This is a genomic window from Streptomyces sp. NPDC024687 (assembly GCF_055559055.1).
On record NZ_JBVHLJ010000007.1, the window covers coordinates 186,872 to 201,463 of the forward strand.

At 70.3% G+C, this 14,592-nt stretch carries 13 protein-coding genes; 5 read left to right on the forward strand and 8 right to left on the reverse strand.

The annotated features are described in order from the left end of the window. Nucleotides 1-159 precede the first annotated feature (159 nt). Nucleotides 160-1,191 (forward strand): S-methyl-5-thioribose-1-phosphate isomerase, encoded by a 1,032-nt coding sequence (mtnA, locus tag ACZ39I_RS27355; RefSeq protein WP_467247216.1) that lies wholly within the window; start codon nucleotides 160-162, stop codon nucleotides 1,189-1,191. A gap of 51 nt (nucleotides 1,192-1,242) precedes the next feature. Here the strand turns inward: mtnA and mtnB are convergent, their stop codons facing one another. The 3 genes from mtnB to ACZ39I_RS27370 are packed head-to-tail and all read right to left on the reverse strand — an operon-like array spanning nucleotide 1,243 to nucleotide 3,163. Next, nucleotides 1,243-1,851: a methylthioribulose 1-phosphate dehydratase gene (mtnB, locus tag ACZ39I_RS27360; protein WP_467247217.1), complete on the reverse strand. Its 609-nt coding sequence runs from the start codon at nucleotides 1,849-1,851 to the stop codon at nucleotides 1,243-1,245. Then, nucleotides 1,848-2,567 (reverse strand): acireductone synthase, encoded by a 720-nt coding sequence (gene mtnC / locus ACZ39I_RS27365; RefSeq protein WP_467247218.1) that lies wholly within the window; start codon nucleotides 2,565-2,567, stop codon nucleotides 1,848-1,850. Before mtnC ends, mtnB begins: the two co-directional genes overlap by 4 nt. Further along, on the reverse strand, nucleotides 2,564-3,163 hold the full coding sequence (locus tag ACZ39I_RS27370) for a 1,2-dihydroxy-3-keto-5-methylthiopentene dioxygenase (RefSeq protein ID WP_467247219.1): 600 nt from the start codon (nucleotides 3,161-3,163) through the stop codon (nucleotides 2,564-2,566). Before ACZ39I_RS27370 ends, mtnC begins: the two co-directional genes overlap by 4 nt. A gap of 516 nt (nucleotides 3,164-3,679) precedes the next feature. Between ACZ39I_RS27370 and ACZ39I_RS27375 the strand changes: the two genes are divergently transcribed. From ACZ39I_RS27375 to mtnK, 4 genes are read left to right on the forward strand one after another with little or no spacing between them, the layout of a single operon-like run. Beyond that, entirely contained in the window at nucleotides 3,680-4,777 is a 1,098-nt protein-coding gene (locus tag ACZ39I_RS27375; protein WP_467247221.1) for a substrate-binding domain-containing protein, read from the forward strand. Beyond that, nucleotides 4,764-6,281, forward strand: coding sequence for a sugar ABC transporter ATP-binding protein (locus ACZ39I_RS27380; RefSeq protein WP_467247223.1), 1,518 nt, complete (start codon nucleotides 4,764-4,766; stop codon nucleotides 6,279-6,281). Before ACZ39I_RS27375 ends, ACZ39I_RS27380 begins: the two co-directional genes overlap by 14 nt. Before the next feature lie 25 nt (nucleotides 6,282-6,306). Beyond that, nucleotides 6,307-7,353, forward strand: coding sequence for an ABC transporter permease (locus tag ACZ39I_RS27385; RefSeq protein ID WP_467247225.1), 1,047 nt, complete (start codon nucleotides 6,307-6,309; stop codon nucleotides 7,351-7,353). 8 nt (nucleotides 7,354-7,361) lie between these two features. Further along, a complete protein-coding gene (gene mtnK / locus ACZ39I_RS27390) occupies nucleotides 7,362-8,534 on the forward strand; it encodes an S-methyl-5-thioribose kinase (protein ID WP_467247227.1) in 1,173 nt (390 codons plus the stop codon). Here mtnK and ACZ39I_RS27395 read toward each other — a convergent pair. The 5 genes from ACZ39I_RS27395 to ACZ39I_RS27415 form a co-directional block, all read right to left on the reverse strand. Further along, nucleotides 8,523-9,092, reverse strand: coding sequence for an SMI1/KNR4 family protein (locus tag ACZ39I_RS27395; protein ID WP_467247229.1), 570 nt, complete (start codon nucleotides 9,090-9,092; stop codon nucleotides 8,523-8,525). The genes mtnK and ACZ39I_RS27395 overlap by 12 nt on opposite strands. Before the next feature lie 158 nt (nucleotides 9,093-9,250). Continuing rightward, entirely contained in the window at nucleotides 9,251-10,867 is a 1,617-nt protein-coding gene (locus ACZ39I_RS27400) for a glycerol-3-phosphate dehydrogenase/oxidase (protein ID WP_393604698.1), read from the reverse strand. Between the two features lie 55 nt (nucleotides 10,868-10,922). Continuing rightward, on the reverse strand, nucleotides 10,923-12,461 hold the full coding sequence (gene glpK / locus ACZ39I_RS27405) for a glycerol kinase GlpK (RefSeq protein ID WP_467247231.1): 1,539 nt from the start codon (nucleotides 12,459-12,461) through the stop codon (nucleotides 10,923-10,925). Nucleotides 12,462-12,509: 48 nt separating this feature from the next. Further along, on the reverse strand, nucleotides 12,510-13,310 hold the full coding sequence (locus ACZ39I_RS27410) for an MIP/aquaporin family protein (protein ID WP_352390962.1): 801 nt from the start codon (nucleotides 13,308-13,310) through the stop codon (nucleotides 12,510-12,512). Nucleotides 13,311-13,662: 352 nt separating this feature from the next. Further along, entirely contained in the window at nucleotides 13,663-14,436 is a 774-nt protein-coding gene (locus ACZ39I_RS27415) for an IclR family transcriptional regulator (RefSeq protein WP_352390963.1), read from the reverse strand. Nucleotides 14,437-14,592 lie beyond the last annotated feature (156 nt).

The window sequence follows — 14,592 nt, forward strand, 5'->3', positions numbered from 1 at the left end:
CCGTGGTGCGCTGAGACGTCGGATGTATCAGCCCATTATGAGGCCACCGCAGGACGGGGCGCGTCCAGACCCGGCAGGTCGGAGCGGACCGCCGACCGAGTCGTTCCCCCAGGCCATGTACCGTGGCGAGACCCACCGCAATATCAGGAGTGCCCCGAAATGCCCCAGGAACTGCGTGCTGTCGAATGGACCGGATCCGGCCTCGCGCTCATCGATCAGACGCTGCTCCCGCATCGCACCGAGACGAGGGTGGTCCGCGATGTGGACACTCTGGTCGACGCGATCCAGCGCCTCGTCGTGCGGGGCGCCCCGGCCATCGGGGCGGCCGGGGCCTACGGCGTCGCGCTGGCTCTGCTCGAGGGGGAGCGGGAGGGGTGGTCGCAGGCCGAGGTGCGTGCGGCCGTCGCCCGGGTCCGGGAGGCCCGCCCGACCGCCGTGAATCTCATGGTGTGCGTGGACCGGGTGATGACCCGTTTCGAGGAGGGGCTCGACGCGGTGCTGCGGGAGGCCGAGGCGGTCCAGCGCGAGGACGTCTCGGCGAACCGGGCGATGGGCGCGTTCGGTGCGGACTGGCTGCTCGAACGGGTCGGCCGGGACCGCCCGTTGCGGATCCTGACGCACTGCAACACCGGTGCGCTGGCGACGGCCGGGTGGGGCACGGCCCTCGGCGTCATCCGTGAACTCCACGCGCGCGGGCGCCTGGAGGTCGTCTACGCCGACGAGACGCGTCCCCTGCTCCAGGGGTCCCGGCTCACCGCCTGGGAGCTGGTCCAGGAGGGCATCCCGCACTACGTCCAGGCCGACGGTGCCGCCGCAGGAACGATCCTGCGCGGCGAGGTCGACGCGGCGATCGTCGGCGCGGACCGCATCGCGGCCAACGGCGACACGGCGAACAAGGTGGGCACGGTGGCCCTCGCCCTCGCCTGCGCCGACGCGGGCATACCGTTCCTGGTGGCGGCACCGACCACGACGGTCGACCTCGCCACCAAGAGCGGCGACGACATCCACATCGAACTGCGCGACGGGTCCGAGGTGTTGGAGTGGGGCGGTGTGCGGACGGCTCCGGCGCAGTCCCGCGGCCACAATCCGGCCTTCGACGTGACACCGGGGCGCCTGGTGACCGGCCTCGTGACCGAGCAGGGCGTACTGGAGGTCTCGGCGGGCGAACTCCCGGGCGACCGGCTGAAGTAGCCGCCCGCAACAGCGAAGGGATCCCCGCAACCGGGGATCCCTTCCGCCGTCTCAGCGGCCCGTCAGCTCCAGCTCCAGCAGCCACTCCACCACTTCGGTGTGATGCCGGGCCTGCCGGGGATCCGCACCCCACACGTACAGCCCGTGCCCGGCCACGACCACCGCCGGCATCCGGGGGTTCCGTGCCGCCTCCAGACGGTCCCCGAGCACCTTCATGTCCTGGCTGTTGGCGATGACCGGCAGGGTCACCTCGACGCCGTGTGCGCTCTGGCCGACGCCCTTGAGCATCTCCAGGTCGCTGAAAACGATCCCGCCCGGCTTCCGCCTGCCCATGGCCACCGAGGCGACGGTGTGCACGTGGACCACGGCACCGGCCCCGGTGAGCGCCGCGACGCGCGCGTGCAGCTCGGCCTCGGCGGACGGCTTACCGCCCTGCACGGCGGCCCCCTGACCGTCGACCAGCACCACGTCCGCGGGCGTCAGTTCACCCTTGTCGTGCCCGCTGGCGGTGACGGCGAGCCGCAGCGGCTCACGGGAGAGCACCACGGACAGGTTCCCGGACGTCCCTCGCATCCAGCCGAAGGAGGCGAAACGGGCGGACTCGGCGGCGAGGACCGCCCCCGCCTCCTCCAGGTCGAGTGCGCTGATGTCGGCGGTCACGAAGTGCTCCTTGAAACGGTGATCTCGTCGAACGTCCCCGCCACGGCGTGGTCGCCGACGCCCTGCTCGAAGTACGGCTCCCCGGGCCGCCGGATCCCGACGGCGTGCCAGCCCGCCTCGCGGGCCGCGTCCAGTTCGCCGGGCCGGTCGGAGAGGAACAGCAGACGGCCCGGCGCGACGCCGGTCGCCGAGGCGATCCGGCGGTACGACTCCGCCTCCTGCTTGGGCCCGGCGTTCTCCGTGTCGTAGAGCCCGGAGACCAGCGGGGTGAGGTCGCCCTCCGGGCTGTGGGTGAACCACGCCCGCTGCGCGGCGACGGACCCCGACGAGTAGACGTGGAGCCGTACGCCCGCGGCGTGCCAGGCGCGCAACCGCGGTACGACGTCGTCGTAGAAGTGCGAGACGAGGTCGCCGCGGGCGAAGCCCTCGGACCAGACGATGCCCTGGAGGGTCTTGAGGGGGGTCGTCTTGCGGTCCTCGTCGAGCCAGGCGTTGAGCGCCTTCTCGACGCGGACGGCGTCGGCGTCCGGTTCGCCGATCTCCTCGCGGACCTGGGCGACGGCCCGCGCCACCTCGGGGTCCCCGGACCGCTCGGTGAGCAGCGCGGCGAACCGCGAGCGGGAGTACGGGTACAGCACGTCGACGACGAACCCCGTGGCGCTCGTTGTGCCCTCGATGTCGAGCACCACGGCGTCGACGTCGTGGTGCAACGTCATGCGGCGGTCCTGTCGGCCTCGTAACCGGCCGCGATGGTGTCGTAGTCCGGGAAGCGGGAGGCGATGGGGGAGCCGGTGAAGGTGCCGACCCAGCCGTCCTCCTCGTGGAAGAAGCGGATCGCGGTGAACGACGGACGGGTGCCCATGTCGAACCAGTGCGTGGTGCCGCGCGGCACGCCGAGGAGGTCGCCCTTCTCGCAGAGGACCGCGTGCACCTCGCCGTTCACGTGCAGGTAGAAGATGCCGGACCCGGAGACGAAGAAGCGGACCTCGTCATCGTCGTCGTGGGTGTGCTCCTGGAGGAACTTCTCGCGGGCCGCCCTGGCCTTCGCGGGGAACTCCGGGTCGTCGCTCGGGTGCAGACCGAGGACGTCGACGGTGGTGAAGCCCTCCTCGGCGTTCAGCTTGTCGATCTCGGGGCCGTAGGCGGCGAAGACCGTCTCGCTGTCGGCGTCGGACGGGACGTCCTCGCGGATCGGCCACTGCTCGTAGCGCACACCGATCGGCTTGAGCGCCTCGGCGATCTTGACGGGGTCCGAGGTGCGGCGGACCAGGGTCTCGGGGCCGGACTCGGACCAGGTGGTCAGCAGCGTCATGGGAGCAACTCCAGGATTCTGGAAGGAAAGTCCGGATACCGAGACAAGCACCGGACGGAAGGGGGAGGAAGAGGAGCGGCGGAGGACGGTCGGCGGAAGTCGGTCAGCCGCGACACGGCGCGCCGGGACAGCGGTGCATGCCGGGCATACACGTCGCTTTCGCGCCAGGTGTCGTCATCGGAGCCTCACTGTGCCGGATCGGGTGCCGGTTCTGCGATGGTAACTCCCGGGGCCTCGCCGACCTGGTGTGACGTAGTCGTTGTCTCACTTTGTGAGAATCGGTGTCCAGGGCTTTGACGATTGGCTGGAAACGTTCCCATGATCTGTCCATGAAGACGCTGCTGCTCGTGCGGCGGCTGTACGTGGACTTGCTCCGGTCGACCACAGCCCGCTGTCGCTGACCCCTCCCGGAGCCCTCGCGCGCCCCGCCACCCCTGACGTCGGTGGCGCATTTCTTTCGCTCGCTCCGGGACACGCACTCCCTCTGTCTTCCTCACCCCGTACCTGGAGCCCCTCATGTCCCGTACCCGTCTGCCCCTCGCCGCGCTGTCCCTCGCGTCCGTCTCCGCCCTCGCGCTCGCGGGCTGCGCGCAGTCCACGGACGCGTCGAAGAACACCGGCGGCACCACCGCCTCCGCCTCGGCCGCCACCGGCAAGAAGCCCGCCCCCTTCAGCGCCGGCGCGGTCAAGGTGGCCCTGGTCCGGCAGAGCGGCGCCGGCGACTACTTCGAGCAGTGGGGCAACGGCGCCAAGGCCCAGGCCAAGGCCCTCGGTATCGACCTGACCGTGTACGACGCCCAGGCGGACAACGCCAAGCAGGCCACCGACCTGTCCTCGGCGATCAACTCCGGCGCCAAGGCGATCATCATCGACCACGGCTTCCCGGCGACGATCCAGCCGGAGATCGACAAGGCCGTCAAGAAGGGCATCAAGGTCGTCGTCTACGACGTCGAGACCCCCACCAAGGGCGTGGTGAGCACCGAGCAGGACGACGCCAGCATGGCGCAGGCCGTCCTCGACGTGATGTCGAAGGACCTCGGCAAGAACGCCAAGGTCGGGTACGTCAACGTCGCCGGCTACGCCGCCCTCGACAAGCGGAACACCGTCTGGGCCAAGGAAGTCGCCGCGCAGGGCTGGAAGCAGCAGTTCAAGGTCGGCAAGGTCACCGACTCCACGGCCACCGACAACGTTCCCCTGGTCTCCGCCGCGCTCACCCAGCACTCGGACGTGACCGGCGTCTTCGCCCCCTACGACGAGCTGGCCAAGGGCACGGTCCTCGCCGTCCAGAACAAGAAGCTCCAGGACAAGGTGAAGGTCTTCGGCGCGGACGTCTCCAACGCCGACATCCAGCAGATGACCGCCGCCGACAGCCCGTGGGTCGCCACCGCAGGCACCGACCCGTCCGCGGTCGGCGCCGCCGTCGTCCGTACCACCGCCCTGGAGCTGGCCGGTCAGCTGGGCAAGAGCTCGGTGGAGTTCCCGGCCGTCGCCATCACCCAGGACTTCCTGCGCGAGAAGAAGATCGAGAACATGGACCAGCTGCGTGAGGCGCTGCCCGCGCTGAACCTGTCGCAGGTGTCGACCGCCGACTGGATCTCGAATGTCGCCCACTGAGGCTCCCGCTGTCGCCCTCACCGACGTCAGCATGGCGTTCGGCGGCAAGACCGTCCTCGCCTCCGTCACCCTCGACATCGCCCCGGGCAGCGTGACCGCGCTGCTCGGCGCGAACGGTGCCGGCAAGTCCACGCTGATCAAAATCCTGTCGGGGGTGCACACGGACCACGGGGGTCAGGTGCGGGTGGCCGGCGAGCCCGCGGCTCTGCGGTCCCCGCTCGCCGCCCGCCAGTTGGGCATCCAGACCGTGCACCAGCGCATCGGCGAGGGCATCGTGCCGGGCCTCACGGTCGCCGAGAACCTGGTCTTCGAGGAACTGGCCCAGGCGCGCGGCAACCCGTTCCTGAACCGGCGCCGGGTCCTCGCGCGGGCCCGCGAGATCCAGGCGGGCCTCGATCTCGGCTGGAGCGACTCGGTGCTGCGCCGCGATGTGAGCGAACTCGGCATCTCCGACCGCCAGTTGCTGATCCTCGCCCGCGCCCTGGCCACCCGCCCCCGGCTGCTGATCCTCGATGAACCCACCTCGGCCCTGTCCGCCACCGAGGCCGAACGCCTCTTCGCGCTCGTCGAGAAGATGCGTGACGACGGCATCGCGGTCCTCTACGTCTCCCACCGCCTCGGCGAGATCGACGCGCTCGCCGACCGCCTGGTCGTCCTGCGGGACGGCCGTCTCACCGAGGACCAGGCCAAGCCCTTCGACTGGGACAGCGCCCTGCGCGCGATGCTGGCCCAGGCCCAGGAGGCGACGACGGCCCGGCCGGTCAGGGAAGGTGCCGAAGGCGAGGTCGCCCTCTCGCTGCGCGGCGTCCAGCTCTTCGAGGGCCGATCGCTCGACGTCGACCTGCGCACCGGCGAAGTCACCGGAGTCGTGGGCCTGTTGGGCGCCGGGAAGACCGAGCTGGCCCGCGGCCTGTTCGGCGCCGAGCCCTTCGCGGCCGGGTCCGTCCACCTGGACGGCACACCGTACGCGCCGAAGAGGCCCTCCGACGCGATCCGCAAGCGCGTCCACCTCGTCCCCGAGGACCGGCACGCCGACGCGCTCGTCCCCGGCTGGTCCCTGGCCCAGAACATCTCGCTACCGTTCCTGAAGTCACTGTCCAGGACGGGGCTGGTGAACACGGGCAAGGAGGACGCCCTCGGCCGCCACACCATCGAGGCCCTCGGCGTGGTCGCCCGCGACGAGCACAGCACCGTCGAGGAGCTGTCCGGCGGCAACCAGCAGAAGGTCGTCGTCGGCCGCTGGCTCGCCGAGACACCCCGTGTGCTCATCCTGGACGAGCCGTTCCGAGGCGTGGACATCGGTGCCCGGCGTGACATCGGCCGCCGGGCCCGCACCCTCGCCGCCGAGGGCGCCGCCGTGCTCGTCCTGTCCGCGGACGTCGACGAGGTCCTGGAGATCGCCGACCGGGTCGTCGTGCTCGCCGCCGGTGAGATCCACCTCGACGCGTACGGCGAGGACGCGGAACGCGACCGCGTCATCCAGACCATCTCCGCGTCCGTGTGACCCCGGCTCCCTGAGGAACTACGCCATGACCACCACCCAGAGCACGGAAGTCCCCACGAAGGCGGCGCTCCCGCCCGCCGACAGCACCGCCCTACGCGTCCAGAACGCCGTCATCAAGTACGGCTTCATCTTCGTCACGGTCGCGCTGTTCCTGTACTTCGCGCTGAGCGAGGGCTCCTTCCGCGAGTCGGCGACCCTCCTGGACACCCTGCGGTACGTCTCCGTCGCCGCGATCCTCGGCCTCGGCGTCACCCTCACCATGGCCGTCGGCGGAATGGACATGTCCGTCGGCGCGGTCGCGGGTCTCGGCGTCTCGGTCGCCGCCCAGACCATGGTCGTCCAGAACCAGGTCGGCGCGGTCGCGATCATCGCGGTCCTCGTGGCGGGCGCCCTCGCGGGCCTGCTCAACGCCCTGCTCATCGTCGTACTGAAGATCCCCGACATGCTCGCCACCCTCGGCACTATGTTCGTCATCCAGGGCGGCAAGCTGATCCTGGTCGACGGCCAGTCCATCACCCCGGGGATGACCCTGGACGACGGCACCACGGCCCCCGGCAGGTTCACCGCCGGCTTCCTGCGCATCGACCGCGGCACCGTGCTCGGCATTCCCGTCTCGGTCCTCATCTTCGGCGGACTGACGGTCGCCGCCTGGGTGTTCCTCGCCCGCACCCGCTGGGGCCGGGTGCTCTACGCGATCGGCGCCAACCCGGAGGCCTCCCGCCTGGCCGGCATCCGCGTCGGCGCGTACCGGGCACTGGCCTACGTCGTCTCCGGCGTCCTCGCCTCCATCGGCGGCCTGATCCTCGCCTCCCGCATCGGCCAGGGCGACGTCTCCGCCGGAACCTCTCAGCTCCTGGAGGCGGTGGCCGTGGCGCTGGTCGGCACGTCGGTCCTCGGCCGGGGCCGCCCGAACGTCTGGGGCACGGCCCTCGGTGCGGTGCTCATCGGCATCATCACCACCGGCCTGACCATCAAGGGCCTGCCGTACTACACCCAGGACGTCGTCGAGGGCGCGGTCCTCATCCTCGCCCTGGTCTTCAGCTTCACCCTGTCCAAGCGCCGCACGTCCTGAGGAGACACATGGGCTACCGCATCCTGGAGACCGACGACATCCCGGCGTACCTGCGCGAGCGCGGCCACTGGGACGACCTGGGCGACATCGCCGTACGGGAGGTCTCCGACGGCAACATGAACCGGGTCTTCCTCGCCTCCTCGGCCGACGGCAGCCGCAGCCTCGCCGTGAAGCAGGCCCTGCCCTGGGTGCGCGTGGCGGGCCCGTCCTGGCCGATGAACCCGGACCGCGCCGACGCCGAGGCCCGCGCCTACGAGCAGATCGCGAAGGTCGCCCCCGACGAGATACCGGCGATCCACGGCTACGACAGCGAGAACTACGCGCTCGTCATGGAGGACATGTCGGACCTGCAGGTCCTGCGCACCCTCCTGAACGAGGGCGCGTCGTACGGCCCCCACACGTCGGCCCGCGTCGGTGAACTGGTGGCCCGGCTCTCCTTCGCCACCAGCGACTTCGGCATGCCCTCCGCCGAACGCAAGGCGCTGATCGCGGCCTCGGTGAGCCCCGAGCTCTGCAAGATCACGGAAGACGTGGTGCTGTCGGAGCCGTACATCGAGCACGAACACAACCACTGGCACGAGGGCGTGGACGACCTGGCGGCCGCCTTCCGCGCGGACGCGACGCTCCGCACGGAGGTGGCCGAGCTCAAACACCTGTTCATGACCGGCGCCCAGGCCCTCCTCCACGGGGACCTGCACACCGGCAGCATCATGGTCGGCGACCGCGAAGGGGCCCAGGTCGTCCGGGTCTTCGACCCCGAGTTCTCCTTCGTGGGGCCCATCGGCTTCGATCTCGGCCTGTACTGGGCCAACGCCCTGGTCTCGGAGGAACGGGCCCGCGCGCTGGGCGGCCTGACGGACCACGCCGACCAACTCCGGCTGTCCTGGGAGGCGTTCGAGACGGAGTTCCGCCGCCTGTGGCCGACCCGGGTGGACAGGTTCTTCGACGACGCCTACCTGGACCGCTTTCTCAGGAAGGTCTGGACGGAGTCCCTCGGCTACGCGGGCACGGAAATCATCCGCCGCATCATCGGCTTCGCCCACCTGACGGACCTCACAACGCTCCCGGACCAGGTCCCGGCATCCCGGCGAGCACTGCTGCTCGGTCGCGAACTCATCGTGCGCCGCGCCGAGTTGTCGTTGCCGAGCGCCGTACGCGATCTTGTGACGTCACTCGTCTGACCCGGCGTCGAACCACTCCTTGCCGGCGGCCCAGTGCCGCACCCAGCCGCCGAAGCCGGGCTCCGCGGTGGTGTACCCGAACTCCGAGCCGAACGGCATGGCGCCCACATCGGAGATGTGCCAGATGTGCCCCCGGTGCGGGCCCGTGACGACGAGATGCCAGTTCATCGCGCATCCGTCCGTCCCGAGCACGATCGAACCGTGGTCGACGACGTGGTGGATGACGGTGTCGGGATCCTCGTACGGACCGTCGTCCTCCTCCCAGAGCCAGCCCCGCGTCAGCGGGAACGGCTTGCCGGGGTCCCGGTCGGACCCGTCGTTCCCCCAGTCCGCCGGCAGCTCGGCCAGTCCCACGAGCCCGAACTCCGGAGGCCCCTGGTACGACCCGTCCGAGACCTCCGCCACGAAGCTCCGGTAGGGCTCCGGCAGCACCACCGCGTGCTCCGCCTCGAAGGCTCGCACCGCTTCCCAACCGAGCGCCGACGCGCCTTCGTCGTCCACGCCGAACGCCTCTCGCAGCGCGGCGAGTTCCCCGCAGGTGGCCTGATCGTTGTCCATGCCGGCCATGAAAGCACCCGGCACCGACAGCGCGGCACGCGAAGGGGGGCGGCTCCCTCGGCGGGGAGCCGCCCCCCTTCGCCTGCCGGCCCCTCCAGGGGAGGAGAGGGGCCGTTCTCGGGATGCCGGTCCCGGTCGGGGAGGGACCGGACCCGGGGCTACTGCTTGTCGAGCAGGTCCTGGACCTTCGCACGGACCTCGTCCGTGGCCAGACCCCGGATCGTCAGCGTCGTACGGCGGCGCAGCACGTCGTCCGGCGTCTGGGCCCACTCGTTGTCCCGTGCGTACACGACCTGCGCCCAGATCTCCGGGGCGTCCGGGTGGACGCGCTCGCCCAGCTCGGGGTTCTCGTTCGCGAGGCGCGCGATGTCGAAGGCGAGGGAGCCGTAGTGGGTCGCCAGGTGCCTGGCGGTGTCGGCGGCCATGCGCGGACCCGGCGCCGGGTTGTCCACCAGCAGGCGGTGCGCGACCGCGCGCGGGTTGGCGACACCGGGCAGCGGGAGCCGCTTCGGCAGGGAGGAGATGGGCTCGTAGCCGTCACCGAGCGGAGCGCCGGGCAGCGCCTCCAGCTTCTGCATGACCGTACGGCCGATGTGCCGGAACGTCGTCCACTTGCCGCCCGCGACGGACAGCATGCCGCCACGGCCCTCCGTCACCACGGTCTCGCGCTTGGCCTTCGCCGTGTCACCGGGACCGCCCGGCAGCACCCGCAGACCCGCGAACGAGTAGGTGATCAGATCACGGGAGAGCTGCTGGTCGCGCACGGAGAACGCGGCCTCGTCGAGTATCTGGGCGGTGTCCTTCTCCGTGACCGTGACGTCCGCCGGGTCGCCCTCGAACTCCTCGTCCGTGGTGCCGAGCAGGAGCATGTCCTCCCAGGGCAGCGCGAAGGTGATCCGGTACTTGTCGATGGGGGTCGCGAGCGCGGCCTTCCACGGCGAGGTCCGCTTCAGGACCAGGTGCGCGCCCTTGGACAGGCGGATGGACGGCGCCGCGTTCGGGTCCTCCATCCGGCGCAGGTGGTCGACCCACGGCCCGGTCGCGTTCAGCACCAGCCGGGCGTTCACGCCGAACTCGTCACCGGACTGCCGGTCGCGCAGATCCGCGCCGGTCACCCGGCCCTTGGTGAACCTGAGCCCGGTCACCTCGGCGTGGTTGAGCACGACCGCGCCCGCCTCGACGGCCGCGCGGACCGTCATCAGCGCCATGCGCGCGTCGTTCATCTGGTCGTCGCCGTAGACGGCCACGGCCTTGAGGTTGTCGGTGCGCAGCTCGGGCACGTCCTGCGCCGCCCGGGCGGGGGACAGGAGGTGGCCGACGCCGTCACCAAACGCCGAGAGCGCGGAGTAGGCGAAGACGCCCGCCCCGAGCTTCGCGGCGCCGTGCGGCCCGCCCTTGTACACGGGGAGGTAGAAGGTGAGCGGGTTCGCCAGGTGAGGTGCCACCTGGCGGGAGACCGCACGGCGCTCGAAGTGGTTCTCCGCCACCAGCTTCACCGCGCCGGTCTGCAGATAGCGCAGACCGCCGTGGAGCAGCTTGGAGGAGGCGGAGGAGGTGGCGCCGGCGAAGTCGCCGGCGTCGACCAGTGCCACCCTGAGGCCGGACTGCGCGGCGTGCCAGGCGGTGGAGATGCCCAGGATGCCGCCGCCGATCACGAGAAGGTCGTACGACGCCTTGGAGAGCTGCTCCCGGGTCTCGGCGCGGCTCGGAAGGGAGCCGAAGGCCGGGCGCGTACCGAGGGCAGGCACGGACTGCAGGGTGGACTGACTGGTCATGTGGGGTTCTAACTCCTCATCAGAACGGCGAGATGAGCTTTTGTGAGCTCTCTCGTCAGTTCTCGTCCTCGAGCCAGCCCATGGTCCGCTCGACGGCCTTGAGCCAGCTCTTGTACTCACGGTCGCGGGTATCCGCGTCCATGCGGGGGGTCCACTCGGCGGCCCGGCGCCAGTTGGCGCGCAGGTCGTCGGTGCTGGTCCAGAAGCCGACGGCGAGACCGGCGGCGTAGGCGGCGCCGAGGCAGGTGGTCTCGGCGACCATCGGGCGCACCACAGGGGCGTCCAGGAAGTCCGAGAGGGTCTGCATCAGCAGGTTGTTGGAGGTCATGCCGCCGTCGACCTTGAGGGCCGCGAGCTCGACGCCCGAGTCCTTGGTCATGGCGTCGGTGATCTCACGGGTCTGCCAAGCGGTGGCCTCCAGGACGGCACGCGCCAGGTGCGCCTTGGTGACGTACCGGGTCAGACCGGCGATCACACCGCGGGCGTCGGAGCGCCAGTACGGGGCGAACAGACCGGAGAAGGCCGGCACGAAGTAGGCGCCGCCGTTGTCCTCGACGGAGAGCGCGAGCGTCTCGATCTCGGCGGCGGTGGAGATCAGGCCCATCTGGTCGCGCATCCACTGCACCAGCGAACCGGTGACGGCGATGGAGCCCTCCAGGGCGTAGACCGGCTTGTCGTTGCCGATCCGGTAGCCGACCGTGGTCAGCAGCCCCGAGTAGGAGTTGATGATCTTCTCGCCGGTGTTCAGCAGCATGAAGGTGCCGGTGCCGTACGTCGACTTGGCCTCGCCCTCGGCGAAACAGGTCTGGCCGAACAGGGCCGCCTGCTGGTCGCCGAGCGCCGACGCGACCGGGATGCCGCCGAGAATGTCGCCGAGCTTGCCGCCGGTGACCTCGCCGTAGACCTCGGCGGAGGAGCGGATCTCCGGGAGCATGTTCAGCGGCACGCCGATGGACTCGGCGATCTTCTCGTCCCACTCCAGCGTGTGGAGGTTCATCAGCATGGTGCGCGAGGCGTTGGTGACGTCGGTGTAGTGCTTGCCGCCGTTGACACCACCGGTCAGGTTCCAGATGACCCAGCTGTCCATGGTGCCGAAGAGGATGTCGCCGCGCTCGGCGCGCTCACGCAGGCCCTCGACGTTGTCGAGCAGCCAGCGGGCCTTGGGGCCGGCGAAGTAGGAGGCCAGCGGCAGGCCGGTCTCGCGGCGGAAGCGGTCCTGGCCGACGTTGCGGCCGAGCTCCCGGCACAGGGCGTCGGTGCGGGTGTCCTGCCAGACGATGGCGTTGTGGACGGGCTCACCGGTGTTCTTGTCCCAGAGGAGGGTGGTCTCGCGCTGGTTGGTGATGCCGATGGCCTTGATGTCGTCGCGGGTGATGCCGGCCTTCTGGATGGCTCCGGCGACGACTTCCTCGACGTTGGTCCAGATCTCGGTGGCGTTGTGCTCGACCCAGCCCGGCTTCGGGAAGATCTGCTCGTGCTCCTTCTGGTCGACCGAGACGATACGGCCGTCCCGGTCGAAGACGATGCAGCGGCTGGAGGTGGTGCCCTGGTCGATGGCGGCGATGAACGGGCCGGCGGTGTGGGCGTCGGTCACTGTGTTCTCCTGGGGTTCCGTGGGTGAAGGGGACGTTCTACCGGTGCTTTAAGCAAAAGCGACGTTGTAGATGCCTGCGGCGATCGCACCGCCGATCAGCGGACCCACGATCGGAACCCAGGCGTAGCTCCAGTCGGAGCCGCCCTTGTTGGGCAGGGGCAGGAGGGCGTGCACGATACGCGGGCCGAGGTCACGGGCCGGGTTGATCGCGTAGCCGGTCGGGCCACCGAGGGACAGACCGATGGAGACGACCACGAGCGCGGTGATCAGGGCGCCCAGGGTGCCCAGGCCCTTGCCGTCGCCGTTGAGACCCTGCGTGAGGACGGCCAGCACCAGCACGATCGTGCCGATGACCTCGGTGGCGACGTTCTGCCAGGCGACCCGGACCTCGGGGCCGGTGGAGAAGACGCCCAGGACCGGCCCGGCGCCCTTCTCCTGCGCCTCGACGGCCTTGGCGGTGGTGGCCTGCGCGCCGGGAGCGCCGACGATCTCCTTGTCGGTCAGGTGCGCGTGGAACTGGCCGTAGTAGGCGATCCAGACCAGCGCCGCGCCGATCATGGCGCCGAGCAGCTGACCGCCCCAGTAGATCGGGACGTCACTCCAGGAGATGCCGTCCTTCTTGAGCGCGAGCGCCAGGGTCACGGCCGGGTTGAGGTGGGCGCCCGAGAGCGGCGCCGAGGTGTATACGGCCGTCAGAACGGCGAAACCCCACCCGAAGGTGATGGCGAGCCAGCCGGCGTTACGGGCCTTGGAGGCCTTCAGCGTGACAGCGGCGCACACGCCACCGCCGAGCAGGATGAGTATGGCGGTACCGATGGTCTCGCCGATGAAGATGTCGGAGCTGGACACCCGCGACTCCTTTGTCCTTCGTCCAGGGGACCGAACCCCGGGTCCCTCCGGAGGTTCGAGCTGCCCTCGGGGGTGAGGGCGATGCCGGCCCTTGGCGTTGTCACACTCTAGCGCGTATTGCCGGTAGGTGTTCGACAATGCCGACCGATGGACGGGAGTCTTGCTCCGGGGTTACGTGCACGTCAAGAGTTCTGTTGTCGAAAACACGATCGTTATTCATAACTGTGAGTCAACGATCTTGTTCTGGCGGTTTGTGCCGTTGTGTCAGGTACGGCAGAGGGCCGGTACGTCAACCGCCGCACCGGCCCTTCCCGCGGTCCTACACGCAGACCCCCGCGGCCCTTCGCGCTGCTCAGAACCGCCCGGCGCCCAGGTCCCGCGAGACCGCGCGGGCGCAGTCCCGTACCGCCGCGATCAGCTCGGGACGCAGCGCGCCCTCCTCGTCGGGCCGGCACAGCCGCTCCACGGCGCCCGTGATGCCGACCGCGCCGACCGGCATCCGCCGCCGGTCGTGGATGGGTGCGGCGATGGACGCGACGCCCTCCCAGGTCTCCTCGACGTCCGCCGCGTACCCACGCGCGCGCGTGACGTCGAGGATCTGCTCGAAATCCTCCAGGTCGCACACGGTCCGTTCGGTGAACGCCTTGCGGTCGCTCTCCAGCGCCTCGCTGTGCGCCACCGGGTCGTAGGCCGAGAGCACCTTGCCGAGCGCCGTGCAGTGCAGGGGCTGCATGGCCCCGATCTCCAGCACCTGCCGGCTGTCGTCGGGCCGGAAGACGTGGTGCACGATCAGCACGCCCTGCTGGTGCAGCACGCCCAGATGGACGCTCTCGCCGCTGGAGCGGGCCAGGTCGTCCGTCCACACGAGCGCACGCGCGCGCAACTCGTGCACGTCCAGGTAGGTGGTGCCCAGGCGCAGCAGCTCGGCGCCCAGCTGATACCGCCCGGAGGGCTCGTCCTGCTCCACGAACCCCTCCGCCTGGAGGGTGCGCAGGATGCCGTGCGCGGTGCCCTTGGCGAGGCCCAGGGACGAGGCGATGTCCGACAGGCCGAGTCTCCGCTCGCCGCCCCCGAGGAGCCGCAGCATCGCGGCCGCCCGTTCCAGCGACTGGATGTTCCGTGCCATCGCCGTTCTGCCTCCGTCCCCTTCGACAGCCGCGTGTTACGGCGTCGCTGCCGCTGTTCGGCAATGTCGAACACTACCGGTCGATGCCGACCTCCCGCTAATGGTCGGTCGGCATCTGTTGCGCCACCGGCGACACGCTGGTGACCTGCCCGCCAT